The organism is Promicromonospora noduliphila, assembly GCF_056951025.1.
The window spans coordinates 4,158,279-4,184,654 of sequence record NZ_CM167806.1; the positions used below are offsets into that span (position 1 = coordinate 4,158,279).

At 72.5% G+C, this 26,376-nt stretch carries 17 protein-coding genes and 1 pseudogene; 3 read left to right on the forward strand and 15 right to left on the reverse strand.

Translation table 11 applies throughout. The features are described from left to right. Positions 1-30: 30 nt before the first annotated feature. Complete coding sequence (locus tag AC0QU1_RS18250; protein ID WP_483571329.1) at positions 31-768, reverse strand: SDR family oxidoreductase; 738 nt, start codon at positions 766-768, stop codon at positions 31-33. A gap of 79 nt (positions 769-847) precedes the next feature. On the opposite strand from AC0QU1_RS18250, the gene AC0QU1_RS18255 reads away from it, so the two are divergent. Then, on the forward strand, positions 848-1,225 hold the full coding sequence (locus AC0QU1_RS18255; RefSeq protein ID WP_483571331.1) for a MerR family DNA-binding transcriptional regulator: 378 nt from the start codon (positions 848-850) through the stop codon (positions 1,223-1,225). 232 nt (positions 1,226-1,457) lie between these two features. Further along, the gene (locus AC0QU1_RS18260) at positions 1,458-5,384 is read left to right on the forward strand and encodes a phosphodiester glycosidase family protein (protein WP_483571333.1); all 3,927 of its coding nucleotides are present in this window, start codon (positions 1,458-1,460) and stop codon (positions 5,382-5,384) included. Between the two features lie 459 nt (positions 5,385-5,843). Here AC0QU1_RS18260 and AC0QU1_RS18265 read toward each other — a convergent pair whose 3' ends face one another. The 10 genes and pseudogenes from AC0QU1_RS18265 to AC0QU1_RS18310 all read right to left on the reverse strand — a co-directional run bounded on the left by AC0QU1_RS18265 (position 5,844) and on the right by AC0QU1_RS18310 (position 19,274). Further along, positions 5,844-9,848: a S8 family serine peptidase gene (locus tag AC0QU1_RS18265; RefSeq protein WP_483571335.1), complete on the reverse strand. Its 4,005-nt coding sequence runs from the start codon at positions 9,846-9,848 to the stop codon at positions 5,844-5,846. A 188-nt stretch (positions 9,849-10,036) separates the two neighbouring features. Beyond that, positions 10,037-11,120 (reverse strand): annotated as a pseudogene (locus AC0QU1_RS18270) (Gfo/Idh/MocA family protein). Further along, complete coding sequence (locus AC0QU1_RS18275; protein ID WP_483571337.1) at positions 11,105-11,812, reverse strand: ThuA domain-containing protein; 708 nt, start codon at positions 11,810-11,812, stop codon at positions 11,105-11,107. The pseudogene AC0QU1_RS18270 and the gene AC0QU1_RS18275 overlap by 16 nt, the downstream one beginning before the upstream one ends. Next, positions 11,809-12,888 (reverse strand): LacI family DNA-binding transcriptional regulator, encoded by a 1,080-nt coding sequence (locus AC0QU1_RS18280; RefSeq protein ID WP_483571339.1) that lies wholly within the window; start codon positions 12,886-12,888, stop codon positions 11,809-11,811. The genes AC0QU1_RS18275 and AC0QU1_RS18280 overlap by 4 nt, the downstream gene beginning before the upstream one ends. A 2-nt stretch (positions 12,889-12,890) precedes the next feature. Then, complete coding sequence (locus AC0QU1_RS18285) at positions 12,891-14,057, reverse strand: Gfo/Idh/MocA family protein (protein ID WP_483571341.1); 1,167 nt, start codon at positions 14,055-14,057, stop codon at positions 12,891-12,893. Between the two features lie 90 nt (positions 14,058-14,147). Continuing rightward, positions 14,148-14,996 (reverse strand): sugar phosphate isomerase/epimerase family protein, encoded by an 849-nt coding sequence (locus tag AC0QU1_RS18290; protein WP_483571342.1) that lies wholly within the window; start codon positions 14,994-14,996, stop codon positions 14,148-14,150. A gap of 129 nt (positions 14,997-15,125) precedes the next feature. Beyond that, the gene (locus AC0QU1_RS18295; RefSeq protein ID WP_483571344.1) at positions 15,126-16,415 is read right to left on the reverse strand and encodes an MFS transporter; all 1,290 of its coding nucleotides are present in this window, start codon (positions 16,413-16,415) and stop codon (positions 15,126-15,128) included. A 137-nt stretch (positions 16,416-16,552) separates the two neighbouring features. Beyond that, positions 16,553-16,960, reverse strand: coding sequence for a GNAT family N-acetyltransferase (locus AC0QU1_RS18300; protein ID WP_483616266.1), 408 nt, complete (start codon positions 16,958-16,960; stop codon positions 16,553-16,555). A 333-nt stretch (positions 16,961-17,293) separates the two neighbouring features. Then, positions 17,294-18,148 (reverse strand): S1 family peptidase, encoded by an 855-nt coding sequence (locus AC0QU1_RS18305; RefSeq protein WP_483571348.1) that lies wholly within the window; start codon positions 18,146-18,148, stop codon positions 17,294-17,296. A 97-nt stretch (positions 18,149-18,245) separates the two neighbouring features. Beyond that, positions 18,246-19,274, reverse strand: coding sequence for an SDR family oxidoreductase (locus tag AC0QU1_RS18310; protein ID WP_483571350.1), 1,029 nt, complete (start codon positions 19,272-19,274; stop codon positions 18,246-18,248). Positions 19,275-19,329: 55 nt separating this feature from the next. Between AC0QU1_RS18310 and AC0QU1_RS18315 the strand changes: the two genes are divergently transcribed. Next, positions 19,330-19,974: a TetR/AcrR family transcriptional regulator gene (locus tag AC0QU1_RS18315; protein ID WP_483571352.1), complete on the forward strand. Its 645-nt coding sequence runs from the start codon at positions 19,330-19,332 to the stop codon at positions 19,972-19,974. A 409-nt stretch (positions 19,975-20,383) separates the two neighbouring features. Here AC0QU1_RS18315 and AC0QU1_RS18320 read toward each other — a convergent pair whose 3' ends face one another. Genes AC0QU1_RS18320 through AC0QU1_RS18335 form a run of 4 tightly spaced genes read right to left on the reverse strand, consistent with a single transcriptional unit; the run spans position 20,384 to position 26,283 of the window. Then, complete coding sequence (locus AC0QU1_RS18320) at positions 20,384-22,852, reverse strand: glycoside hydrolase family 2 protein (protein WP_483571354.1); 2,469 nt, start codon at positions 22,850-22,852, stop codon at positions 20,384-20,386. 26 nt (positions 22,853-22,878) lie between these two features. Beyond that, positions 22,879-23,847: a carbohydrate ABC transporter permease gene (locus AC0QU1_RS18325; protein ID WP_483571356.1), complete on the reverse strand. Its 969-nt coding sequence runs from the start codon at positions 23,845-23,847 to the stop codon at positions 22,879-22,881. 1 nt (position 23,848) lies between these two features. Then, positions 23,849-24,748, reverse strand: a complete 900-nt coding sequence (locus AC0QU1_RS18330; protein ID WP_483571358.1) for a carbohydrate ABC transporter permease — start codon at positions 24,746-24,748, stop codon at positions 23,849-23,851. Beyond that, positions 24,745-26,283, reverse strand: a complete 1,539-nt coding sequence (locus AC0QU1_RS18335) for an ABC transporter substrate-binding protein (protein WP_483571360.1) — start codon at positions 26,281-26,283, stop codon at positions 24,745-24,747. Before AC0QU1_RS18335 ends, AC0QU1_RS18330 begins: the two co-directional genes overlap by 4 nt. Between the last annotated feature and the right edge of the window lie 93 nt (positions 26,284-26,376).

A 26,376-nucleotide genomic window follows, 5' to 3' on the forward strand; every position in this document is an offset into this window, starting at 1 on the left:
GCCCCGCCGTCAGGCCGCGCGGCCCGGCCGTCAGGACGGCGTTCCGGCCGTCAACGTGGCCAGGGCGCGGGCCATCTCGGCGTCGCGCTCCGCCGGGGTCAGGGCGAGGCGGGCCTTGACGTCGCGGCTCCACTGGTCGGCCAGCACCTCGGTGGCGCCGGCCTCCACGCCGTCGAGCGCGGCGTCGGCCAGGGCGGACGGCGCGATCTTCTCGACCGGCCAGCCCGCGGACATGTCGGTGTCGGCCAGGCCCAGGTGCACCGCCGTCACGAGGGTGCCCTGCCCGGCCAGCTCCAGGCGCACGCCGTTGGTCATGGCCCACGCGGCGCCCTTGGCCAGGTGGTAGGAGTTCGCCCCGTTGACCCCGAACCACGACATGGCCGACAGGACGTTGACGATCGCTCCCCCGCCGTTGGCCGCGAGCGCCGGAGCGAGCTCCCGGATCGTCGCGAGGCTGCCGAACAGGTTGGTCTCCAGCTCCAGCCGCACGGTGTCGAGCGAGCCGGTCACCAGGTCGGTGCCCGTCGTGATGCCCGCGTTGTTGACCAGCAGGGTGACGTCGGGCGCGGCCTGGGCGGCAGCGCGCACGGACGCGGCGTCGGCGACGTCGAGCCGCAGCACCTCGACGCCGGGCAGGTCCACGACCTCGGGCCGGCGGGCGGTGGCGTAGACCTTGCGTGCGCCCCGGTCGAGGAGGCGCTGGGCGAAGGCGCGGCCGAGCCCGCGGTTGGCTCCGGTGACGAGGGCTACTGAGTTCTTGATGTCCATGCCGGGTACGCTAAAACCTGACGCTGACGTCAGAGGCAAGCCTGGATCCAGTGCCGAGCACCACACCCCCGGAGGAGAGATGACCACGACGGACACGACCACCCAGCCGCTGATCCGCATCGGCGAGGTCGCGCGCGGCGCGGGCGTGTCGGTGCGCGCGGTGCGCTACTACGAGCAGCAGGGGCTGCTCAGCGCGCAGCGCAGCCCGTCCGGCCAGCGCCTCTACCCGCCCAGCAGCGTGACCTACGTGCGGTTCTTCCAGCAGATGTACGCCGCCGGCCTCACCAGCCGGAACATCGCGGAGCTGCTGCCATGCATGGAGTCCGGCCACACCGACGCCGAGCAGCGCGCCATGCTGCACGCCGAACGCGACCGCATCCGGAGCAAGATCGGCGACCTGCAGACGGCCCTGGACCGCCTCGACGAGATCATCGACGTGACGGCGAGCCACCCGTAGGGCGCGCCGTCCCCGGCTCCGTCGTCCCCAGCTCCGCTCCGTCGTCCCCAGCTCCGCCCACTCCGGGCCCACCGACGGGACCGGGTGATTCCCGGATAAGTTCATCGATCTGCCCAAACCCGTTCATCCGCACGTGGCCGAGCGGATCGATCGTGTGCGTGCACCGCCGTCCGACGGCGGCGCGACGGCGCGCGAACCGCGCCCGCCTCTCCCTCCGCACACGAGGAAACCCATGCGTACTACGACCCCGAATCGCCGGTGGTCCAGCTCCCTGGCCGCGGCGGTCGCCGCGGCGACCCTCCTGACAGCGCTGCCTTCGGTCGCCCACGCGGACGAGTCCGCCACCGACACGCTCGCCACCGAGGCAGCCGACGCCGGCGCGCTCGCCGCCGGCGCAACCGCCACGGACACGCCCGCCGCCCAGGCAACCAGCGCCGACGAGCTCACCCTGACCGACACGACCGAGGACCTCGGCCCCGGCATCAGCCTGCGACACCTCAAGGCGGTGGACCAGAAGGGCTGGTACGACGCCCGCTTCCTCACCGTCGACCTCGCCCAGGACGCCGTCAGCACCGACCTGCTGACCGCCGGCCCGGTCGCGTCGGGCGGCCCGCTGAGCGCCGCCGCGAACCGCGCGGACGCCGTCGCGGGCGTGAACGGCGAGTTCTTCGACATCGGCAACAGCAACGCCGCGCTCGGCGGCGAGGTGCAGGACGGCGTCCTGCGCAAGACCTCGGACATCAGCGCCCGCCCGCACGTCGGCGTGAGCCACGACGGGATCGCGCAGCTCGTGGACCTCGCGGTCGACGCGAGCGCCGACCTGGCGGGCGTCCCGCACAAGGTCCTGTCGGTGAACGCGGCGAACGGCGGCGGCGTGCCGGCGAACGGGATGGTCGCTTACACCCGGGTGTGGGGCGAGTACAGCCGCAACCGCGGGTTCACGGGCGTCGCGAACGACCGGATCGCCGAGGTCGTCGTGGACGACGGCGCCGTCGTCTCGGTCACCCGTACGGGTCCCGCGGGCTCCGGGACGCTCCCCGAGGGTGCGTTCTCCCTGGTCGGCCTGGACGCGGCGGCGGACGCCCTGCGGGCGCTGCAGCCGGGCGACCCCGTGTCGCTCAGCTACGAGCTGGCCGACGCCGCCGCGCGCGACCTGGAGTTCGCGCTCGGCCACGGCGGCACGATCGTGCGCGACGGCGCCGTGGTGGACGGCCTGCAGACGTCGATCGCGCCCCGGACGGCGCTCGGCTTCCGCGACGGCGGCCGCACGCTCGTCCTGGCGACCTGGGACGGCCCGGGCGGCACGGGCAAGGGCGGCGTGGGCATCGACAAGGCCGCCCGCGACCTGGTCCGGCTCGGCGTCGAGACCGCCGTCAACCTGGACGGCGGCGGGTCCACCACCATGGTCGCCGCTGCGCTCGGCGACCAGGACGTGACCGTGCGCAACGTGCCCTCGGACGGGCACGAGCGCAGCAACCCGAACGGCGTCGGCGTGTTCGTCGCTCCGGGTGACGGCCGCCTGCACGACCTGCTGGTCTCCGCCGCCCCCGGCGGCGCGTCCGCCGACGGCGACGTCAACGTCTTCCCCGGCCTGCACCGCACCCTGGTGGCCAAGGGCGTGGACGACCACGAGACGCCGGTCCAGGTGGACCCGGACGACGTGCGCTGGGACGCCCGCGGCGCGTCGGTGACCGACGGGCGCCTGGCGGCCCCGGCGAAGGCCCGCGGCGAGATCACGGTCAGCGCGCGGTCCGGCCGCGAGCGCGACACGCTCGGCGTCCGGGTGCTCGGGCCCGTTGACGACGTCGAGCTGTCGACCGAGCGGCTGTCGATCGCCGAGGCCGCGCCGTCGTCGGCCGTCACCGTGGCCGTGACCGGACGTGACGGCCAGGGCTTCACGGCGCCCATCGAGGCCGACGACCTGGAGCTCGACTACGACCACGACGTCGTGCGCGTCGAGCCGGCCGCTGCCGGCGGCCTGCGGATCACCCCGCTCGCGAACGCCGCCACGATCCTGACCGTCTCCGTGGCGGGCCAGTCGGCGCAGCTCCCGATCACGATCGGCGTGGAGAACGTCACCGTCTACGACTTCGACGACGACGTACTGGCCCGCTGGCGCAACAACAGCACGCGCGCGACGAGGTTCTCCGCCGACCCGGACGGCCTGCGGGTCGACTTCGAGGGCATGCGCAACGTGGGCATCACGACGACGTCGGCGGCCGGGCGGGTCGCCGTCCCCGGGCAGCCACTACGCCTGCGGATGCGGCTCAAGTCCAGCATCTCCGTGCCCAGCGGGCTCACGTACATCGCCTACGTCGACGCCACGGGCAAGAGCGGCGGCGTCTACGGGACCGGCCTGACGCCGTCGGACGAGTGGCAGAACGCGACCTTCACGCTGCCCGCGACCACCGCCTACCCGATCTCGATCACCGGCTGGCAGGGGATCAACACCAACGCGGCCCAGCAGAAGCCGGGCACGTTCGTGCTGGACCGCATCGAGGCCGACGTGCCGACGTCGATCGAGCTGCCCCCGCGCCCCGACCTGGAGCCGGACCCGCTCATCTCCGCCGACGGCGAGGGGCTCGACGGACGCGACACGTGGAGCTTCGCCACGCTGTCGGACGTCCAGTTCACCGCGGACAACACCGACCTCACCCAGGTCGCCACCACGGCGCTGCGCACCATCCGCGCCACGAGGCCGGACCTCGTGGTCCTCAACGGCGACATCACCGACCGTGGTCTGCCGGAGGACATCGCCCTGGCCCGCCAGGTGCTCCAGGACGCGGGCTGCGACCTGATCCCGGTGGGCGAGGAGCCGCCGTCGGACAGCACGCCCGACCCGAGCGCGGGCACCGTGCCGTGCTACTACGTGCCGGGCAACCACGAGTCGTACGGGCTGAACAACACGCAGGCCACGCTCGACCCGTTCGTGGCCGAGTTCGGGCAGCCGTACCGGACGTTCGACCACACGGGCACGCGGTTCGTGCTGCTGGCCAGCTCGTACGGCACGCTGCGCGGCACGGCCTGGGACCAGCTCCCGATGCTCCGGCAGGCCCTGGCGGACGCCGAGCGAGACCGGTCGGTGGACAACGTCGTGGTCTTCGCGCACCACCCCGTCCAGGACCCGGGCGACACCGCCGCCAGCCAGCTCGGCGACGGCAACGAGGTGGCGCTCGTCCAGAGCATGCTCACCGGGTTCCGGGAGCGCACGGACAAGGGCGCCGTCATGGTCGGGTCGCACGCCCAGATCGTGGACGTGCGCCGCGAGGAGGGCGTGCCCTACGTGGTGCTGCCGTCGTCGGGCAAGAGCCCGTACGGCACCCCGGACCGGGGCGGCTTCACCGGCTGGGTGAACTGGTCGGTGGACCCGCGCGAGGACGCCGACGGGCAGTGGGTCGAGGCGGACGTCCGCGCGTTCGCGCAGTCGGTCACGCTGACGGCGCCCGAGACGCTGGAGGCGGGTACGACGGCGCAGCTCAGCGGCAGCATCGTGCAGCCCAACGGCGTGGCGCCGGGCACGCGGGTGGTGCCGCTGCGCTACCCGATGTCGGTGCACTGGAGCGGGTCGCGGAGCCTCGCGATCGGCACCGGCGAGCGGTTCGCCGAGGCGGCGCGGCGGGCCGGCAAGGTCGCGGTGCTCGACCCGGAGACCCGCACCCTGACGGCGCTGCGCCGCGGTTCGGTGACGGTGTCCGTCACCAACGACGCGATGCGGCCGTACGACGGTCCTGCTTCGCTGGAACCGGTCACGACGTCCGAGACCATCGAGGTGGTCCCGCCCGCGAACGCCGGACCGCGCATCACGGCCGAGGCGCCCGTGTTCACCGAGCAGCCCGCGGGCACGCGCGGCCAGGTGCAGAAGGTGACGGTCACCAGCACCGGGACCGGGCCCGTGCGGATCCGCTCTGTGGACGTCGCGGACGACGAGCGGCACGGCCCGTTCAGCGTGGCCCACGACCGCTGCGCGGACCGGACCCTCGCCCCGGGCCGCACCTGCGAGGTGTGGGTGCGGTTCGACCCGGTGCGCCCGGACGTCACGTCCGACGCCGAGCTCGTGCTGACGACGAACGGCGTCGAGCGCGCCGTGAAGGTGCCCCTGACGGGCACCAGCACCGGCCTCACCTGGACCTGGAACGACGACGGCGCGGCACACCACTGACGGCGGCACGCCACTGACGGCAGCGGGCGGAGCGGGCGCGACAGCATCCGCTCCGCCTGTGGGCCGACCGTCCGTCGTCCGGTCACGGTCGACCCGCCACGTGACGTGGTCTCGGGGAGCACCTGCCAGGTCCGCTGAATTTCGTTCGCTCAGGCCTCGCCTAGTTCACCCATGCTGGACAGTTCAGCGCAGCCCGCAATCCCGGGGCTCAGCCGAACACAGTTCGGCTCACCCGGCACCCATCGAAACAGCACATCGTGCCCCGCCGCGGCGAACACATGCCTCGCCGCGCAGGCACAGCCCCCGCCCCGTGAACCACCCCAACAAGTGGTCCGCTTCGAGAACAACTCTTGGGCATGGTTTCGGTGTCGGGACCATGCCCAACCACGTTCTCGAAGCGGACCTTCGTGCCTGGCCCCGGCCCCGATCAGGCGGGGATCGGGGCCGGGCCGGGTGGAGCTAGTCGCAGTACTCGTTCAGCTCGAAGTCGTGCACCACCGTCTGGCCCTTGATGATGCGCGCGGACTTCATCTCCGGCGGATACCCGTTCGCCGAGCTGAGCAGCGTCAGCCGGTTGTTGGACACCCCCATCCAGCGGGCGTACCCGCCGTCGGCCCCGGTCACGAGCGTGACGTCGTGCTCGGACCCGTCGATCACCACGAACGCACCCTCCAGCGGGACCGTCTCGTCGTCACAGGTCACACCCGTGACCGTGCCGGCGATCTTGCCCCAGCTCGCGGGCGGCGTGACCGACAGCGACACCCGCACCCGCGGCTCCGCGTACGGCGTACCGCCGTCGGCCACGACCTGCGAGGTGTAGGTGCCCGGCTGGTCCACCCGGCTGCTGTCCATCGCCACCTGCACCGTCGCCGACTGGCCCGGGGCCAGCGTGAAGGCCGGCGGCTGGACGTCCAGCCACGGCACGTCGACGCTGGTCTCGCCGGTCACGTTCATGACCGTGTGCATGTCCGGGAAGCCAACCTCCGCTGTGGTGGCGGGCTCGGGGTTACCGCACGCCTCGGAGGCGATGTACGACGGCGCGGTCTCCGGCTCGGCGTTCGACCCGATGAAGAAGACGCCGCCCGCGTGCCCGACGACCTCGGCCACGAGGGTGCCGCCCACTGGCACGGTCCCCGTCACCGGGACGTCGACCATCGTGAGCTCCTGCGGCTGCAGGGTCACGTCGGACGAACCGAGCAGGGTCATGTTCTCGTAGACGAGGTCCCCGTCGAGCGCGTACAGGTTGACCGTCACGTCGGTCGTCGTCTCGACCAGCTCGACGCCGAACGACACGTTCGTCACGGCGAACTCGCCCTCGATGTCGAAGTCCTCCAGCGTGAAGGTCCGCAGCCACTGCGTCTGCTCGCCGATGCAGGCCGCCGAGTTGGCCGGCGCGACGTCCTGCGACGTGGAGTGGGTGATGGTGGTCGCCTCCGCGAGCAGCGACGGCGGAGCCGCCGGCGTCACCGCAGGACCTGGGCGCTGCCCGCTCCTGGCCAGCCGGTCGCCGCCCTGCCGCCCGGCGGCCCTGGCGGCCTGGGTGCCGGACGACGGCGCCGTGCTCACCTCGGTCACGTCGCCCGTCGCACCCTTGATGACGCCGGTGGACGACGCCGACCCGAGGATCTCGAAGTCGGACGACGCCGGGGCCACCTCGACCTCGGCGGGCGCCGTGCCCTCGTTGGTCACCGTGAAGGAGCCCGACCTGGTGCCGCCCAGCCGCACCTGCCGGGACAGCTCGCCCGGCGAGACCGTCAGGAGCGGAGCCGCGAGCTCCACGTCCTGGCGGGCGATGGCGTCGGCGACGACCGTGACCGCCACCTGGGTGCCCACGTAGTCCTTGGCCGCGTAGCCGACCTGCTGCTCGCCGGCCTGCGGGGAGAACAGCGAGTAGTACCCGGCGCCGACCGTCGGGTTCTCGGGGTCGGCGCTGCGCGTGCTCAGCTCACCCGCCGTCACCGTGGCGCCGTCGACGCCGTCGCCGGTGTTGAGGTCCTGGACGAACCCGGCCACGAGGCCGCCGTCGACCGGCTCGCACGAGCCGACCGCGACGTTGTCGACCTGCCACCATCCGGCCCACTCGGCATCGCCGTAGTGGAACCGGACCCGCACGTCGGACTCGCCCGCCGCGCCCGGCAGGGCGACGACCGTGTGCCCGAGCGCGTCGGAGGTCTGGTGCAGCGCGGTCTCCCACGTCTCGCCGCCGTCGACGCTGAGGCTGACGTCGGCGAAGTCCTCCAGCGCGAAGTAGCTCTGGTCGAACGTCAGCAGCGGCGCGTCGAGCCCGCTCAGGTCGTACGACGGCGACGTGAGGGTCGTGTTCTGCTGCCCCTCCTCGCCGTAGCCGTCGCTGTTCACCTCGGCGAACAGGCCCTCGCCGCCGGTCTGGTTGCTCGCGTCGAACCGGTCGTCGAACGTCCAGACCTGCTCGGTGCCGGCCAGGTCCTCGACGGTCCACCCCGCCGGGACGTCGCCGGACTCGAACTCCTCGACGCCGGTACCCGCCCCGGTCATGGCGTAGCCGGGCGCCGTGCACTCGGCGAGCACGGGGATCGCGGCGTCGGCGGTGGCGGGCTCGGTCCCGACCTCGACCGGCTGGGTGAAGGCCCCGTAGCCGGTCACGGACGGCTGGACCACCAGCGTGTGCGTGGCCGACTGCGGCAGCTCGATCGAGTACTCCCCGGTGAACGGGTCGGTCCACGCCACGACGCTGCTCGGCGCGCCCTGCACGGTGAGCTTCGCGTCGAGCGGCCAGCCGTGCCCGGAGCCGTCGGTGACGGTGCCGCTCACGGTGGTGGTCGGCGCGAGCTCCAGCGCGAAGTCCCGCGTGGTGGTCTCGCCCTCGACGACGTCGGCCGAGGCCGTCGCGTCCACGAACCCGAACGCCGAGACGGTCAGGTCGTACGAGCCCTCCGCCAGGCCCAGGCGGTAGGCACCCTCCGCGTCGGTGGTGTCGGAGCGCTCACCGGTGGTGACCCGCGCGCCGGCGACCGGCTCGCCGTCGGGCCCCGTGACGGTGCCGGCGAGGAAGCCGTAGCCGTCGATCGGCGCGCTGTTGACCAGCTCCTGGACGTCGAGCTTGCCCTCGCCCCAGACGTTGTTGTCGGCGGGGGTGCCGCCGCAGGAGTCGTCCGCCACGTCGACGGAGGTCTCGTCCAGGAGCTGCTGGGTGGCCTCGATGTCGCCGACGAGCACCGGCGCAGCGCTCCACAGGAGCGCCACCGCGCCGGCCAGGTGCGGGGACGCCATGGACGTGCCGCTGAACTCGGCGTAGTCGCCGCCGGGAACGGACGAGCGCACGTTGTCGCCGGGGGCGGCCAGGTTCGGCTTGGTCACGCCGTCCTCGCCCGGACCGCGGGACGAGAACTCGGCGATGTCGCCGGACTCCCCGAACGCGCCCGCCGCGTAGGTGGCCACGTTGGCCCCGGGGGACGACGTCGACTGGCAGCCCGCCTCACCCGCGTTGCCCGCGGCCCACGCGCCGAAGATGCCCGCCGCCTCCCAGGCGGCGATCTCCTCGGACATGAAGTCGTCGATGGCGCCGGGCGCCTGCTGGCCCCACGAGTTGTTCACGATGTGCGGGCGCAGGGCCGGGTCGGGGTCGGAGCCGTCGATCCGGGTCGGCGCGAGGATCCACTGGCCGGAGGCGAGCAGGTCGGCGTCGGAGCAGGTGGCGCAGCCGTTGGCCGCGATCCAGTCCGCGCCGGGGGCGACGCCGATCTGGTTGCCCGCGCCGTCGTCGCCCACCATGGTGCCCATGACGTGCGTGCCGTGGGCGTCGATGTCGCACGGCGCGCCCTCGCAGGAGTTGCTGGCGTCGAACCAGTTGTAGTCGTTGCTGAGCCCCTCATCGCCCAGGTAGCCGCGGTAGTGCTCCAGGAGGGCCGGGTGCTCGACGTCGACGCCGGAGTCGATGTTGGCCACGGTGATCCCGTCGCCCGTGTACCCCATCTCCCACACGTCGGGGGCGCCGATGGCGTCGAGGCCCCACTCGGTGGCCAGCGGCGCACGCTCGGTCGGGGCCTTGCGCTCGACCGGCTCGACGGGCTGGGCGGCGAACCGCTCGTGGACCTGCCGCACCTCACGGCTGGCGGCGACCTGCTTCGCCAGCTCGGCCGTGCCGTCCTCGACGAGGATCGCGTTGCTGATCCAGTACGACTCGTACTCGACGCCCGCGGCGTCCAGGTCCGCGACGACGTCGGCCTGCGCGGCCTGCGCCGTACTGGTCAGGGCGTCGTAGACGTACCGGCCGCGCTCGCCCCAGTCCGCGATGTCCTTGGCGGGCTCCAGGTCCGCGCGGTCGGCGAACCGGATCCAGAAGTCGGCGGTCTCCTTGGCCTCGAACCGGGTCCGCACGGCCGGCGTGATCTTGTCGGCCGCGCGCTCGGGGACGTCGGCCGTCTCGGCGGCGACGGCGGGCCGTGCCCCGGTCGGTGTGGGCGTGCTCGCGAGCGCTGGCGCCACGCTCACCGTGGTAGCAAAAAGCGCGCCGACCGCTGCGAGAGCGATCGGCGCGCGTCGGGCTGGTTTGCGACTGTGCATACTTGCCTCCGGGGTGCAAGCGCCCCCACCCGGGGGCGCAGCCACTGGCCCACGAGCGTGTGCCTGTGGTCACTCTGGAGAGGGTGGGCGAAAAGAGCAACGAAAGTCGGCTACCGCGGCGCGTCCGAGAGCGGCACCGCCTCCGGCCGGTCGCACCGGCTGCCGACCTCCACCGCCGTACCCCGGGAAGCGGCCGTGAGCAGCGACGTCATGATGTCGAGCACGTGGTACGCCAGCTCGCCGCTCGCCCGCGCCGGCACGCCGTCGGGCGTGGCCGCGAGGTCCGCGATGCCGTACCCGCGCGCGGCGTCGCGGTACCCGGCGCTCGGCGGCAGGGTGTGCCAGGCGCCGCCGAGCTCGTGGAGCTGCACCGCGCCGTCGAACCCGTTCGGGTCGGGTACCACGAGCGAGCCCGCCTGGCCGTGCACCTCGATGTTCGAGGCGCGGGTCGCCACCGCGTCGAAGCTCATCACCAGCGTCGACAGCGCGCCCGACTCGTGCCGGAGCACCCCGGTCACGTGCGTGTCGACGTCGACGTCGACGATCTCGCCGGCCCGCGGACCCGAGCCGATCGTGCGCGTCGCCCGGGTGTGGCTCGCGGCCCCGACGACCGACACGACCGGGCCGAGCAGCGTGACCAGGGCGGTCACGTAGTACGGCCCCATGTCCAGGAGCGGCCCGCCGCCCGGCTGGTAGTAGAAGTCGGGGTTGGGGTGCCAGCGCTCGTGGCCCGGCGTGACCATGGTCGCCGTCGCCGCGACCGGCGCCCCGATCAGCCCGTCGTCGATGGCCTTCCGCGCCGTCTGCACGCCCGTGCCGAGCACGGTGTCCGGCGCGCACCCGACCCGCACGCCCGCGGCCGAGGCGGCGTCGAGCACGGCCCGGGCGTCCGCAAGGGTCGCCGCGAGCGGCTTCTCGCCGTACACGGCCTTGCCGCCGGCGATGGCCTTGAGCGCGATCTCGGCGTGGGCGGCCGGGATGGTGAGGTTGAGCACCAGGTCGACCTCGGGGTCGGTCGTGAGCTGGTCGACGGTGAGCGCACGCACGCCCCGCTCCGCCGCGACGGACGCCGCGCGCGCCGCGTCGACGTCGGCGACCGACGAGCCGCACGGTCTCGAGCCGCTCGAACGTGGACAGGTACGCGCCGGAGATCGCCCCGACCCCGACGATCCCGACTCTCAGCGGCTGGCCCACAGGATGCCCCTCTCGATGATGGTGCGCACGTTCGGCTCCTCGACGACGTCGAGGCTGTGCCCCGGCGTCGCCACGAAGATACGGCCGGCGCCCCACCGGCGGGTCCAGACGGCCGGGGACGTGACCGGCCGGTGCCACGGGTCGAAGTCGCGCGCGGCGATCGTCGTCGTCGCGAGCACGTCGTTGTAGTCGTCCGACAGCACCCAGTACTGCTCGGTGGTGAGCTCGAAGCCGGAGATCCCGGCGACGACGGGGTGGTCCGCCCGCTCGGGCACGATGTCGATCGTGTGCCGCACGAAGTTGTCGGCGGCCTCCCCCGCCAGCTCCGCGCGCGGCGCCTTGGGCGGGTGGGCGGCGAACTGCCCGCCGATGAACTGCAGGTAGTCGGAGCTGTTCCGGTAGGAGTCGGCGATGCCGCCGTGCCACCCGGCGAGGCCCGCGCCGTTCTCGACGGCGGCGATGAGCCCGCCCAGCTCGTCACCCGCGATCGTGTTCATCGTGTTGGTCTGCACGACGACGTCGACGCCGGCCATGTAGTCGGCGTCCGTGTAGACGGTGGTCTCGTCCTCGACGCGCACGTCGTACCCGTGCCCGGTCAGGAAGGGGATGAACGAGTCGGTGGTCTCGACGGGCTGGTGCCCGTCCCATCCCCCGCGCACGATCAGCGCGCGCTTCGTCGGTGGTGCTGTCATGTCGTGATCTGCTCTCCATGGGTTGCTGGGCCGGTATGGGTTGCTCTGCCGGTCGAACCACGTACGACCAGCTCGGTGGCGAGAAGGGAAACCTCTGGTCCTGCCGTCGCCCCGTCGGGCAGGTCCTCGCCGAGCTCGGTGAGCACCTTCCGGGCGGCGAGCTCGCCGACGAGGCCCAGCGGGGTACGGACCGTCGTCAGCGGCGGCGACGTGAAGTCGGAGCCGAAGATGTCGTCGAACCCCACGATGCTCAGGCGCCCGGGGACGTCGATACCGCGGTCCTGCGCGGCCTGCAGCAGCCCGATCGCCATGAGGTCGTTGTAGGCGACGACGGCGGTCGCCCCCGACGCGACGACGTCGTCCAGCGCCGCCCGGCCGCCCGCCAGGGTGGGCGCTCCGGGGCCGAGCTCGACGAGGCCGAGGCCGCGCCCGGGCGCCTCCGCCGTCAGCACCTCCCGGCGCGCGGCGCTCATCCACGACGTGCCGGGGCCGCTCAGGTAGACGACGGAGGTGTGCCCGAGACCCGCCAGGTGCGTCAGCGACTGCCCGATCCCCGGCCGCAGCTCGGGCACTATCGTCTCGATCCGCCCGGCCGCCCCGACCCGGCGGTTGATCACCACGAGCGGCTTGGTCTCGGCGCGCGCGGCGATCTGCGCGTCGGTGAGCCGCGTGGTGACCAGGATCAGGCCGTCGACGGACGGCGCCACCCGGTCCACCGCCTCCGCCTCGCGCTCGGCCGACTCCTGCGACTCGGCGATGACGAGCGTGTAGCCGCTCACCGCCGCGGCCCGCTCGGCGCCGCGCAGCACGTCGAAGTACATCGGGTTGGTAATGTCGGCGATGATCAGGCCCAGCGTGTGGCTGCGCCCGGTGTGCAGCGCACGCGCCATCGGGTTGACGCGGTAGCCGAGCTGCCGCGCGGCGTCCTGGATCCGCTGCTCGGTCTTGGCGCTGATCCGGCCCGGCCTGCTCAGCGCGCGCGAGACGGTCGACGGGCTGACACCGGCGAGCGCGGCGACGTCGTAGATGGTCGACGCCGTCCGGCCCGCTCGCGTGCGTTCCTGACCCGGGGACACGGTCAGCCCCGTTCGGGGTAGCGCGCCTCGGCGCGGATGCGGTCGTTGAGCAGGGCGAGGAACTCGTCCTCGTCGAAGTCCAGCGGGACCTCCCTGCCGAGCCAGCTCGACAGGTGGACGGCGTTCGCCAGCCGGACGCCGGCCATGCCCTCCGTGCCCGGCGAGGCGAGCGGAGCGCCGTGCAGGACGTGGTCGGTGAAGTTCCGCAGCACGGCGACGTGCTGGTTGCCCCACGCCGAGTCGGTCTCGATGACCTCTTGGGTGTAGTTGTCCGTGTTGTCGAGGCCGTCGGAGGTCAGGCTGGCGAGGTCGGCCGCGTGCTCGGCGCTGCTGAGCACCCGCTCGGGGAGCCTGAGCCGGGTGACGGTGGCCGTCGTGCTGTTCTCTACCACGATCTTGCCGGCATCGCCCAGGATCTCGAACCGGTCGGTGCCCACCATGTCGTGGGTGGCCGTGACGAACACGCCCGTCACGCCGCCGCCGTAGTCGGCAAGGACGGTGACCTCGTCCTCGACGGCGATGTCCCGCCGGAACCCGTACGCCACCTTGGCGTACACGGTCCTCGGCACGCCGCAGATCCACTGCCACAGGTCGAGCTGGTGCGGCGCCTGGTTCACGAGCACGCCGCCGCCCTCGCCGCCCCACGTGGCCCGCCACGGGCTCTGGTCGTAGTAGGGCTGGGTGCGCCACCAGGTGGTGATGATCCAGTTGGAGCGCCGGACGGCGCCGATCTCGCCGTTCTCGACGATCTCCTTGAGCCGCCGGTACAGCGGGTTGGTGCGCTGGTTGAGCATGATGCCGAAGGCCACCGCCGGCCTGGTCGCTGCGAAGGCGTTCAGCTCGGCGACCTGCTTGGTGTAGACGCCGGCGGGCTTCTCGATCAGGACGTGCAGGTCGCGCCGCAGCGCCTCGATACCGACCTCCGGGTGCAGGTAGTGCGGCACCGTGGTGACGACCGCGTCCACGGCGCCCGAGTCGAGGAGCCGCACGTAGTCGTCGAAGAATGGCACGTCCGGGTACCGGGCCGCGGCGACGGCGGCCCGCTCGGGGTCGACGTCGGCGATGGCGCCGACCACCAGCCCGGGCACCAGCCCCTCGTTGATCTGCTTCGCATAGACGGCCCCCTGGGTCCCGAACCCGACAACCCCGAGCCGCAACGTAGCTGCCACGACCTCTCCTCCCGAACGTGAGATCTGGTGTCTGCGGTGAGATCTGGTGGCGCGGCACCAGATCTCACCGCAAACACCAGATCTCGGGGCCTATCGCGTCGTCACGCCCGCACGAGCCAGCAGGGTCGCGAAGGCTCGGGCCGCGTGGCCGAAGGCTTCCGGGCCCGAGAAGCCGCCGAGCTCGAACGCCGCGGCGAGGTGCGGTTCGAGCGACGCGAACCCCGCGTACCCGTCGTCGCGCAGCGCGGTCACGGTCTCCAGCAGCTCGCCGTCGCCCTCGCCGGCCGGCACCACCCGCCCCGACGCGGCGAGCGCGTCCTTGACCTGCAGGTAGTCCACGTACGGCCGCAGCATCGCGTACCCGTCGGTGAACGGCCGGACGCCGACCTGCACGAAGTTGGCGCTGTCCCACGCCAGCCGCAGCGCCGGCGACCCGACGGACTCGACCAGGTCGAGCACCCGCTCGGGGATGTCGCCGTAGATCTCCTTCTCGTTCTCGTGCAGCAGCGTCACCTGCTCCCGCTCGGCGACGTCCGCCAGCAGCCGCATCCGCACCAGCACGTCGTCACGGACACTCTCGGCCGTGACGCCGTCGGGGCGGTAGAACGAGAAGATCCGGATGTTCGGCGTGTCCAGCGCGTGCGCGACCCGGACCACCCGGCGCAGACGCTCGACCTCGTGGTCAGCCTCCAGCGTCACGTCGACCTTGCCGATCGGCGAGGCGACGGCCGAGACCGCCAGCTCCTCGCGCAGCAGCAGCACGCGCAGGTCCGCGAGCTGCTCGTCGGTCAGGTCGACGACGTTCACGCCCCACGCGCTGCGGACCTCGATGTGGTGCGCGCCGTGCGACTTCAGGACGGCGGCCTGGATCCGGGGATTCTCGTCGATCTCGTCGCCGAAGCCGGACAGCGTCCAGGCGAGCGGTGGGGTCTGGGACACGGGGCTCCTTCGTTGGTAGCCGCGGCAACCGATTGCCAAACGGCGCCATCCTAGCCAGCCAGGTGCGGGCTGTCACCGAGTCGGCGGGCGGCCGCTGGGCCGGCGGGCTGCCGCTGGGCCGGCGGGCCGTCAGGTCGCCGACGTCACGGGCGCCGTCGCCCGCACCACGCCGTCGACCTCCGGTGTGACCCGCCGCCCGACGACGAACGCCACCGCCCCGATCCCGAGGCAGCCCGCCACGACCACCCCGGTGAAGGCGCCGGACCAGCCTTGCTCCAGCAGCAGCCCCGCGACCACGGGGCCCGCGATGGTGCCTGCCTGGAACGCCCCTGAGCTGATCGCGTTGTACCGGCCGCGCAGGTGCCCGGGCGCCATGTCGTTCGTGAGCGCGGGCAGGGCCGACTGCAGCAGCGTCTCCCCCAGCCCGAACACACCGTGGAACGCCAGCACGATCACCACGGCCGTCGTGCCGCCCGGCATCAGCCCCGTGACGCCCAGCAGCAGCCATGCCGCCGCCCACACGACGGCCATCAGGGCGAGCACGCGCGTGCGGCGCCGTCCGCTGACCCGGTTCATCACCCAGAACTGCAGCGCGACGATCACCACCGTGTTGACCACGAACGCGAAGCCCACCACCCGGGTCGAGACCTCGGACACCTGCCGCGCGAAGGCGGGGAAGCCGGCCTCCATCTGCCCGTAGCCCACGAACGCCGCCAGCAGCCCGAGCGCGGCGAGCCAGAGCACCTCGGGCCGGCGGAGGATCGCCAGGTAGCCCACGGCGGGGCCTTCGGCATCGTCCGGGTGGTCGACGCGTCCGTGCAGGTGCCGCAGCGGCCCCAGCAGCACGACGACGGGTGCGGCGAACGTCGCGGCGTTGACCAGGAAGGCCATGACGAACGTGCCCGGCCGCTCGACGTCGACCACGAGCCCGCCGACCACGCCACCCACGCCGACGCCGAGGTTGAGCAGGGCGAAGTTCACGCCGTAGTACCGCTGCCGCAGCTCGCCGTCGACCACCGTGGCGACGAGCGCGTTGACCGACGGCCACCCGACCCCGAACTGCATGCCCGCGAGCGCCAGCCCTGCGGCGGCAACGACCGGGACCGTGGCGAACGCCAGCACGGCGTACCCGACGACGGCGCAGGCCAGGCCGCCGAGCATGACCTTGCGGGCGCCGTACTTGTCGACCATGGCGCCGGCCGGGCCGGTGACGAGCATGCCGACCACGGCGATCAGCCCCATGAGCGTGCCGGACAGGCCGAGCGAGAACCCGCGCACCTCGTGCAGGTAGATGATCGTGAACGGGAGGGTCAGACCGCGGCCGAAGAACTGAACCACCACGGTGGACAGCAGCCAGCGGCCGTCGTTCGGCAGGTCCGACCAGAAGGCGAGGGCGCCGGAGCGCGAGGAGGATGTCACGGGCTGATCCTCGCTCGGTGCGGGGCGGGCGGCTAGCGGTTTTCGGCCGCCGCCGTCCACGCGCAGGTCCGGCTGTCCGGTGCCCATCGCGCTGCCCGCCCCGCCCACCCCTCCGTCAGGCGGGTCGGCGCGGAAGGTCAGAGCGGCATGACACCGGCCGCCGTCGGCCGGAACCCGCACTGCGCGTAAAACGACTCGAGGTGTGGCTCATAGTCGACGTGCAGCCATCCGGCACCGGACGCCCTCGCCTCCTCGGCGGCCGCACGCACCAGCCGCACCCCGAGTCCTCTCCGCCGTTCGTCTGGATGCACGGTGGTGTCCAGGATGAAGGCGTGCGTCCCGCCGTCGCCGGCAACATTGACGAACCCGACGAGCCGGCCGATCCGATGCGCGGCGACCCAGGTGAGGCTACGGGCAAGCACCGGTGCAAACGACGTCGGCCGATGATCGGGCCACGACGCACGGAACAGCTCGTTGAGGTTGTCGTCCGTGAGCAGGGGACGCACGGCCAGCACGGCTTCGTCGTCCTGCAACGAATCACTCATCATGCGGAACAGGCTGCCAGGTGTGCTGCGACCAAGGCCGACGAGGCTCGGCCCGGCTCTCCAGGGAACTAGTTGCTCCCGGGGGTGGGTTGCGGAGAGTGAACATTGTCAACTGTCCGCAACCCACCCCCGGGAGCAAGGTTTATCCCGTGCACGTCTGCTCGTTGACGGCAGAGGGCGCGTTCGATCAGCGTCACGACCTGCGGGAGCCTAGCCGCCGCCAGCCATGGCCGGGCTCAACCCGGCGCCGTCCGCCGTCCGGCGTCCAGCGTCCAGCGTCTGGCGTCTGGCGTCTGGCGTCCGGCGTCTGGCGTCTGGCGTCCACGAGGACGCTCAGCGTTCGAGCTCCGCGTGGATCAGGTCCGCGTAGACATCGACCCTGGTGTAGCCGCTGTAGGCGCCCTCGCAGACCTTCCCGTTGCGGGAGAGGGTCGGCCCGAACACGCCGGCCAGTCGCCCGTCGATGACCAGCGGGCCCCCGCTGTCACCGCCGCAGGCGGCGGGTCCGCCGTCGGGCCGCCCGCCGCAGACGTAGAACCGGGGGGCGAGCTGGAACGGCCTGGCCGGATGCGCCTTGGCGGCGTCGTTGCAGGCGGTGTAGCTGAGCATCGGGATACGGCCCTGCTGCAGCACCGGCGACGGGCCCAGCAGGCCCTCCTCCTGGTAGATGCCCCAGCCCAGGACGGTCGCCGGCCGCCCGGGCCGGTAGCGCCAGCCGTCGTCCGGGTCGATGATCCGGAGGGTGCGGTACGGCATCGGCTCGTCGAGCGTCAGCACGGACACGTCGCCGCCGCCGGCGAACGGCGGATCGCCGGGCTCCGGCGTGGGCGGCGGCACGCGGGGCACGTTCCACACCCGCACGACGTCACGGACAGTGCCGTCCTGGCCGCGGAGATCCGTCCGTCCGCCGATCACCTGGAACTGCTCCGGCACCAGGTCGTCGATGCAGTGGGCGGCGGTCACCACCTTCGTCGGGGTGACGAGGGCGCCCCCGCAGAAGTGGCCCGACGGCGTCGTCGTGTCGCCGGCCCGGCTGAGGAACACCATCCACGGGTACCGCGTCGTCGTGGCGTCCCGGCCGTCGACAATCGCCTGTGCCTGCGTCGCGCCGAGCGACAGCGACATGACGACGGCCAACACCGGCACGAGCAGGGCGACGACGAGGCGTGCTGAGATCGAATGCGTCATGTGCTCGACCGTACGAACCCGCGCACCCGCCCGACATCGGGATTGTCCCTGGTCGGGACCCTGGACTCAGGAGTCGGTGTCGTGGACCGGTCCGTGATCACCTCCCCGAACGCGACCGCACCAGCCCGAGCTCGATGAGGCTGCGGCCCGTGTCGACGAGGGTCTCGCCCACGGGGCGCATGCTCCAGCCGAGCTCGCGGCGCGCCTTGTCCGAGCTGACCCGGTCGGCGCTGCCGACGAAGTCGAGGCCGAGCCGCACCTCGCGGTCGAACCGGCCGACCGCCCACATCACCCAGAACGGCATCCGGCGGGTGGGCACGCGGTACCCCTGCGGTCCGAACTCGTCGTCGACGATCCGCGCGATGTCGCCGTACCAGAGGTTGTCGCCGGCGCAGATGTAGCGGTTGCCCGCCGCCTCCGGCAGCTCCATGGCGAGCCGGTGCGCCCGCGCCACGTCGCGCACGTCGACCGGCGCGAACCCGAGCTCCGGGACCGCGGGCATCTCGCGGTTGAGGAGCCGGCGCACCAGCACCAGCGACGTGCCGGCCGCCGCGTGCTGCAGCGGCCCCAGCACCAGCCCCGGATTGATCACCGCCAGCTCCAGCTCGGGATGCTCCGCCACGAAGTCCCAGGCCGCGCGCTCCGCGAGCGTCTTGCTCTTCGCGTACGGGGCGGTCCGGCTCAGGTCGCTCCAGTCCTCCTCGGTCCGACGCCGGTCGTCGTCGTGCGAGCGGCCGGCGCTCACGGCGGCGAGGGACGATGTCATGACGACGCGCCGCACCCCCGCCCGCGCGCTCGCCCCCAGGACCCGCAGCGTGCCGTCGACGGCGGGCCGGATCAGCTCGGCCTCGTCGCGCGGCGGCGCCGCGGGGAACGGCGAGGCGACGTGCACCACGTACTCCCGTCCGGCGACCGCCTCGTCCCAGCCGGCGTCGGCGGACAGGTCCGCCTCGACCAGCTCGAGGCGACCGCCGAGCGAGTCCGCGATGCGGTGCAGGTGCGCCGTCCGCGCGGGGTCGCGCAGCGAGCGCACGGTCCCGCGCACCTCGTGCCCGCTCCTGATCAGCTCCTCGATCACGTGCCCGGCGATGAATCCCGTGGCGCCGGTGACAAGAACCTTCGACATCGCATCTCCAGTCTGAGCGGTGTTTAGATTATGAGCACCGTATAGATTGCCAGGCATGGAGGTCAACAGGGCGCGCAAGCGCGAGACGTACCACCACGGCTCCCTCCGCGAGGAGCTGATCGACGCCTGCGTGCGGCTCATCGAGGTCGAAGGGATCGCGGCCGTGAGCCTGCGGCGTGTCGCGCGCGAGGCGGGGGTCAGCCCGGGCGCGCCCTACCACCACTTCCCCGACCGGGCCGCGCTGCTGTCCGCCATCTCCGCCCGCGGCTTCGAGCAGCTCACGCGGGACCTGCTGAGCGCCGTCGGTGAGTCGCCGGGCACGGCGGCGTCCGACGACGTCGCACGCGCCGCCGCTGCGTACGTCGCCTTCGCCCGGCGCCGGCCGGGCCACTTCCAGGTGATGTTCCGGCCCGAGCTCTCCGAGCCGGAGAAGCATCCGGCCGTGCTGGAGGCCGGCGACGCCGCGCTCAAGGTCCTGACCGACCTGGTCGACCGGCTCGGCGTCGCCGACCCGGAGGCGTTCGGGATCACGCTCTGGGCGCTGGGCCACGGCCTCGCGTCGCTGACCCTCGACGGTCAGCTCGCCCACAAGGCCGCGGCCTGGGGCACCGACCCCGACGACCTCCTCGCCCGCGCCCTCGGCCAGATCGGCCGCTCGCTCGACATCCGAACCGGCCCGGGCGCGGCCCCCACGTCGTGACCTGACCTGACTCGACCTGACCTGACCGGTCAGGTCAGGTCACGCCCCGATCTGGGCCGAACCGCAGATTGCTGTCGAATCCCGCAAGCCTCGTCGTGCCGAACCGCAACTTGCTGGCCTCTCCAGGCGCCGAACCGCAACTTCCTCGTCTCTTCGAGCGCCCGCTCGGCTCTCCGGGCGCCGAACCGCAACCTCCTCGTCACGCTGGGCGCCGAACCGAGAGTTGGACGTCGATCGAGGGCCGAATCGACCAACACATTTCGGTTCGACGCCGGGAGAGATCAGCAGGTTGCGGTTCGAGGCACCGGCCGACCAGCAAGTTGCGGTTCGGCGCCTGGAGAGGCCAGCAGGTTGCGGTTCGGCGCCCGGAGGAACCAGCAAGTTGCGGTTCGAGGTAGGGCCGGTCAAGTCATGCCCAGCGCTCGCCGCGCCGGTTTGGCTCCTCGATCGGGGCCGCGTCGACGAACGTCCGCGCGCGCACGACGCCGCCGTCGTCCACGAGCCAGAGGAACAGTCGGGCCGACGGCGTCCCCGGCGGCGGCACCGTGACCCGGACGGCCGGGCTGAGCACGAACGGCCTGGCCTCGACGGTCTCCGACTCGACTTCCCGGAGGCCGACATCGAGCGGAGCGGTGTCGCCGAGTCGGGCGTCGTCGAACCGAGCATCGTCGTCGGACCGGGCCGCCTGCCCCAACCTGACCGTGTCCAGCCTGACCACGTCCAGCCTGACCGCGTCCAACCTGACCGCGTCCAACCTGCCGTCCTCGAACGGCGTTCCCGCAGGCACCCACGCCGCCCGGACCTGCCCGCGCACCACTCCAGGTCCGTGGTGCGACACGTGCACGTCGAGCGTGAGGTCACCCTCCGGAACGGCGAGGTCGGCCCCCGCGTGCGCGGGAACCAGGTCGACGACGAGGATCGTCTCGGCGTTGACGTCGCGGGGGTCGAGGCCGCCGCGGTCCTTGGGCCGGCGGTCGGCGTCGAGCAGGCCGGCCATCTCGTGCTCGACGTCGGTCAGCTCGGTGTAGACGTAGCCGGCGAACCGGTCGTGCCTGCGCAGCTCCTGCGTCTGCCAGCGCAAGTGCCAGGCCCGTTCGAGGCTGGTGAACCCCGCGCCGTACTCGCTGTTCAGCACGGGGACGCCGGTACGCGGGTGGTCCGCCGACCCGTAGAGCGACTTCTTCGCCAGGAAGTCCGGCGCGAGCTTCACCGGGAAGTCCTCGCCCGTACCGTCCGCGAGCGCCGCGACGTTGGCGGCCCACGCGGCCGGGTCCTCGTCGTAGTAGTGCCAGTCCACCAGGTCCGTCCGCACGTGCGCCCAGCCCGAGTTCTCGACGACCGGGCGGGAGTCGTCCAGGGCGCGGAGGGCCTCGTAGGCGCGGACGGCGGCAGCGGCCCGGTCGGTGCTGCCGGGGATGTCCCAGTCCAGGCCCCACTCCTCGTTGTAGAGGCCCCAGACCACGATGCTCGGGTGGTTCCCGTCGCGCTCGACCATGGGCCGGATCTGCGCCTCGAAGGCCCGTGCCGCTTCCGCGCTGAACCGGCTCGGGGCGGGCGGCTCGGCCCAGACCAGCATGCCCGTGCGGTCGGCGTGGTGCAGCCAGCGCGGGTCCTCCAGCTTGAGGTGCTTGCGGACCAGGTTGTAGCCCAGGTCCCGCGCGTGCCGCAGGTCCGCGACCAGGGTCTCGACGTCGGGCGCCGTCAGGCCGGTCTCGGGCCAGTAGCCCTGGTCGAGCACGCCGCGCAGGTAGATCCGCTCGTCGTTGAGGTACAGGTGCTCGCCGCGGCGCTCGATGCGCCGCAGCCCGCCGGTGACGCGGACGACGTCGTGGTCACCGCCCACGGCGTCGTCCGCACCCCGCGTGGTCACCGTCAGCACATAGAGGTGCGGGTCGGCCGGGCTCCAGAGCCTGGGCTCCGCGATCTCGATGCGGCCCGACGCCGTGCCCGCGCCGTCGGCGACCAGCTCGATCCGTTCCCCCGAGCCAGCCGGTGCTCCCATGCCGCGCTCTGGCCCAGCAAGATCCGGCCCCGCACCCGCCGGCCCCGCGTCCGAGCCCGCCAGGTCCGCTCCGGAGCCCAGAACGTTCGCTCCCGCGCCCGCCGAAACCTCGACCGTCACACGTGCCCCCGCCGGCGCGTCCCCCGCGACGTCGACCGTCACGTCGAAGCCCGTCAGCGAGTCGCCCCGGAGCGTCACGCGGGCCGCGTACGTGCGGCCGCGCGCCTCCAGCCAGACGGGCTGCCAGATGCCGGAGGTCGGCGTGAACGAGACGCCGTCGTAGTCGTCGCGCGGGATGGAGCGCTGCTTGCCGTGCGGGATGGCTCGCTTGTCGGCGGGCGCGTCGACCTCGACCTCCAGCGTGCCGGACGCTCCGGGCGCCAGCACGCCGTCGAGGTCCACCTCGAACGGCGTGTACCCGCCCACGTGCTCGGCGACCCGGACGCCGTCGACCCGGACGACGGCGCGGTGGTGCACCGCGCCGAAGCAGAGCACGGGCCGCGCGCTCGCCCAGGCGGCCGGGACGGTGATCCGGCGCCGGTAGGTCGCGTGCTCCAGCCAGGTGCGCCCGACGCCGGACGCCGGGGTCTCCCAGGCGAACGGGACCGTGACCGGCACCGTGCCGCCGGGGACGTCGAGGTCCCAGGTGCCCTCCAGGCTGGTCCAGCGGTCGGACCGGTCGCGGTCGGGGCGGGGGTACGCGGTCCGGTCGGGGTCGGGGCGGAAGTGCTCAGGCGGTGCGGCCTCAGGGAGCGCGGCCTCAGGGAGAGGCGCTTCCGAGCCGGACGCCTCCGGACGAGCCGTCGCAGAGCGGGAGACACCAAAGCGCGAGGCACCAGGAAGGGAGGCTTCGGGGCGCGTGCGGGCCGAGGTCATGTGTGAGCCTTTCGAGAGTGCGGGGGTCAGCCCTTGACGCTTCCGGCGAGGATGCCGTTGATGAAGTGCCGCTGGAGGGCGATGAAGACGATCAGGAGCGGGACCAGAGCGATCGACGCGGCGGCCAGCAGCTCGCCGGTCACGGTCGCGTAGTCGGCCCCGACGCGGTTGCCGGTGATGTTCTGCGCGAGGGTCGACAGGACCACCTGCAGCGTCGCCATCCGCTCCGAGCTCGCCGCCACCACGGGCCAGACGAAGTCGTTGTAGATGTTCATGACGGTCAGGACGGCGAGCCCGGCCAGGGCCGGCCGGATGACGGGCAGCACGATCCGGGTGAAGATGCCGAACTCGCCCGCGCCGTCGACCCGGGCGGCGTCCAGCAGCTCGTCCGGGATGTCGGCGATCACCTGGCGCATCCAGAAGATGGCGAAGGCGTCGACCGCCCCGGGCAGAATCAGCGCCTGGTAGGTGTTCACCCAGCCCAGCGCCTTCATCTCCAGCAGCAGCGGGATGATCAGCACGATGGTGGGCAGCATCAGGGTGATCAGCACGGTGCCGAACAGCAGGTCGCGGCCCGGGAACCGGTACTTGGCGAACGCGTAGGCCGCGAGCGGCGCGCAGAACAGCGTGATGGCACCCTTCACCACCAGCACGACGGCGGTGTTGAGGAAGCCCTGGCCGATCGGCACGTCGGCGAACATCCGCCGGTAGTTGTCCAGCGTCAGCGCCGTCAGGTCAAGGCCGAGCGGGTCGCTGACGATCTGCGTGGCCGGCTTGAACGCCGAGACGAGCGCCCACGCGACCGGCGCGAGGAAGGCCAGCGCGAGCAGCAGCAGGAACGCCTGCGAGCCGACGGCGGCGGGGAGCCACCGCTGCCGCGCCGTCGGCGGCCGGGTCGCCGCCGGATAGGCCCCGCCGCGACGGGTCGCTAACGGCCGGGTCTCACCGGAACGTGCGACGGCGGTCTCCGCCGCGCGGGCGATAGGTGTGGTCATGTCAGTCCTCCGTCCGCAGGAGCCGGACGAACAGCAGCGAGAGCCCCATCACCACGACCACCAGCAGGAACGAGTTCGCCGCCCCGGTGCCCAGGTCGCCCCGGGTGATGTGCTCGTACAGGTGCAGGCCCGCCGTCGTCGTCGAGTTGTACGGGCCGCCGTCCGTCACGACGAACGGTTCGGCGAACATCTGGAACACGGCCAGCGTCTGCAGCACCACCGAGAACATCAGCGTGCGCCGCACGAGCGGCACGGTGATGCTCCGGAGCTGGCGCGCGCGGGACGCGCCGTCGATCGCCGCCGCCTCGTACACGCTCGCGTCGATCGACTGCAGCCCGGACAGCAGGATGATCACGATGAACCCGGTGGTCTTCCACAGGAACAGCAGGGCCAGCGTGGGCTTGGCGAACTCGCTCGTGGTGAGCCAGCCGACGTCGGGCAGACCGACGAGGTTCAGCAGGCCGTTGACCGCCCCGTAGTCCTGGTCGAAGACCACCACCCAGATCTGGGCGACGGCCACCAGCGGCGTCACGAACGGCACCAGGAACGCGATCCGGTAGAACGAGCGCATCCGGAGCTTCGCGTTGTTCAGCAGCACCGCGATCAGCAGCGACAGCACCACTTGCACCGGGACGATCATCAGCCAGAGCACCGCCGAGTTGCCCAGCGAGCCCCAGAACATCTCGTTGCCGAGCAGGTAGGTGTAGTTGTCCCAGCCGACCCACTGCGCGGCGCCCGACCCGCGCCAGTCGGTGAAGCTCAGGCGCAGCGTGAACAGCATCGGGTAGACGCTGAACGCCACGAACAGCGCGACGAACGGCAGCACGAACACGTACGGCGCCACCGCGCGGGGTAGCCAGGGCCGCGTGATCGGGCGGCCCTGGCCCACGAGCACGCTCACTGGCGGTCGACCAGGTTCGTCTGGATGTCCGCCGTGGACCGCTCGATGACCTCGTCGGGGGTCAGGTCGCCGTCGTACATCCGCTGGATGTTGGTGCCGAGGTAGTCGACGGCGCCCGTCCACCACGTCGGCGCGGGTGCACCGCCGGGGATCTGCTCGCCGGCCTCGACCGCCGTCGTCCACAGGTCCTGGCCGCCGAGGCCCTCGACGGGGCCGAACAGCGGGTCCGCCGGGTCGGCCGCCGGCGCGTAGGCCGGGATCGAGGTGGCCAGGCCGTTCGGGTAGGTGTCGTTCTCGCCCCACACGGCCCGGTAGCCGTCCTCGTGGAACATGAGGAACTCGTAGAACAGCCACGCCAGCTCGGCGTTCTCGCCGTCCTTCGGCAGCACGAACGACGACCCGCCCATGGCGCCCGAGCGGGCGCCGCCGTCCTCCCATGCGGGCAGCGGCATGGCGCGCCAGTCGCCGCTGGTCTCGGTGAGCTGCTGCTCCGGCGCGAAGCTGAACCAGATGGCCCACGGGTAGAACACCTGGTCGCCGGACTCCAGAGCGCCGACGTCGGACGGCGACAGGTACTCGGCGCGGGTGCCGAGGCCCTCCTTGTTCACGGTGTCGAGCCAGCCGAGCACCTGGCGGTACTCGTCGGAGTCGAGGCGCAGCTCGCCGTGCTCGTCGGCGATGGCGGTGCCGAGCTGGCTCGCGTACATCTCGAGCTGGAGCTGGCCGAGGAACGCGCTCTGCTCCAGGTGGATCGGGGCCGAACCCGGCACCGCCTCCTGGTAGTCGCGGGCCGCCTCCAGCAGGTCGTCGTAGGTCTCGATGGTCGTCGCGTCGATCCCGGCGTCGGACAGTGCCCGCTCGTTGTAGAAGAGCAGGCCGGGGTCCAGGTCGAACGGCACGCCGTAGATGGCGCCGTCCTGCGAGTTGACGTCGATCTTCTGCGGGGCGATGTCGGCGGTGTACGGGGCCAGCACGTCGGTGAGATCCCACAGGTAGTCGGAGAAGCCGGCGACCTTCGCGTCGTCGAGGAACACGCCGTCCGGCACGTCGGTGCCGGTGATCAGGGTGTTCTGCAGCTTGGCGTCGATGTCGACGGCCTCGTGGTGCACGGTGATGTCCGGGTAGACCTCGTTGAAGTCGTCGATCACCGCGTCGAAGACGTTGAACAGGTCGCCCGAGCGGTCCCAGATGGTGATCTCGCCCCGGGGCGACTCCTCGGCGGGCGCCTGGAGCCGGTCGGCCGCCGTCGGCTCGGATCCCCCGGTCTCGCCGCTGGTGATGGACGGGCCGCAGGCGGCGAGCAGGGTTGCGAGGGTCAGGGCGCCGGCGGCTGCGGCGGCACGACGGCGGGAGGTTCCGGGGGCCTCTGCCGCGCGGCGGCGAGCGGTTCCGGCGGTACGACGGCGTGAGGTCGCGGCAGCGCGACGGCGTGAGGTCGCGAGTGCCTGGGCCGTGCTGCGGCGGGCTGTTCCGGGGTCCTGTGCGGCGGCGCCGCTCGGGCCGGCAACGGCGCGGGTGTGGTGGTTTGGGTGCATGAGCACTCCCTTGTGCATGCGCGGCACGTCGCCGCACCGCGCGGTTTTCAACGTGTGCAAACTAGCTCTCCTTTGCCGACGTTGCAAGGCCTA

What these genes read in the sequence shown, in the direction of transcription:
- AC0QU1_RS18250 (WP_483571329.1), bottom strand. Translation starts at nt 768, where the DNA reads ATGGACATCAAGAACTCAGTAGCCCTCGTCACCGGAGCCAACCGCGGG.
- AC0QU1_RS18255 (WP_483571331.1), top strand. Translation starts at nt 848, where the DNA reads ATGACCACGACGGACACGACCACCCAGCCGCTGATCCGCATCGGCGAG.
- AC0QU1_RS18260 (WP_483571333.1), top strand. Translation starts at nt 1,458, where the DNA reads ATGCGTACTACGACCCCGAATCGCCGGTGGTCCAGCTCCCTGGCCGCG.
- AC0QU1_RS18275 (WP_483571337.1), bottom strand. Translation starts at nt 11,812, where the DNA reads ATGACAGCACCACCGACGAAGCGCGCGCTGATCGTGCGCGGGGGATGG.
- AC0QU1_RS18300 (WP_483616266.1), bottom strand. Translation starts at nt 16,960, where the DNA reads ATGAGTGATTCGTTGCAGGACGACGAAGCCGTGCTGGCCGTGCGTCCC.
- AC0QU1_RS18305 (WP_483571348.1), bottom strand. Translation starts at nt 18,148, where the DNA reads ATGACGCATTCGATCTCAGCACGCCTCGTCGTCGCCCTGCTCGTGCCG.
- AC0QU1_RS18310 (WP_483571350.1), bottom strand. Translation starts at nt 19,274, where the DNA reads ATGTCGAAGGTTCTTGTCACCGGCGCCACGGGATTCATCGCCGGGCAC.
- AC0QU1_RS18315 (WP_483571352.1), top strand. Translation starts at nt 19,330, where the DNA reads ATGGAGGTCAACAGGGCGCGCAAGCGCGAGACGTACCACCACGGCTCC.
- AC0QU1_RS18320 (WP_483571354.1), bottom strand. Translation starts at nt 22,852, where the DNA reads ATGACCTCGGCCCGCACGCGCCCCGAAGCCTCCCTTCCTGGTGCCTCG.
- AC0QU1_RS18325 (WP_483571356.1), bottom strand. Translation starts at nt 23,847, where the DNA reads ATGACCACACCTATCGCCCGCGCGGCGGAGACCGCCGTCGCACGTTCC.
- AC0QU1_RS18335 (WP_483571360.1), bottom strand. Translation starts at nt 26,283, where the DNA reads ATGCACCCAAACCACCACACCCGCGCCGTTGCCGGCCCGAGCGGCGCC.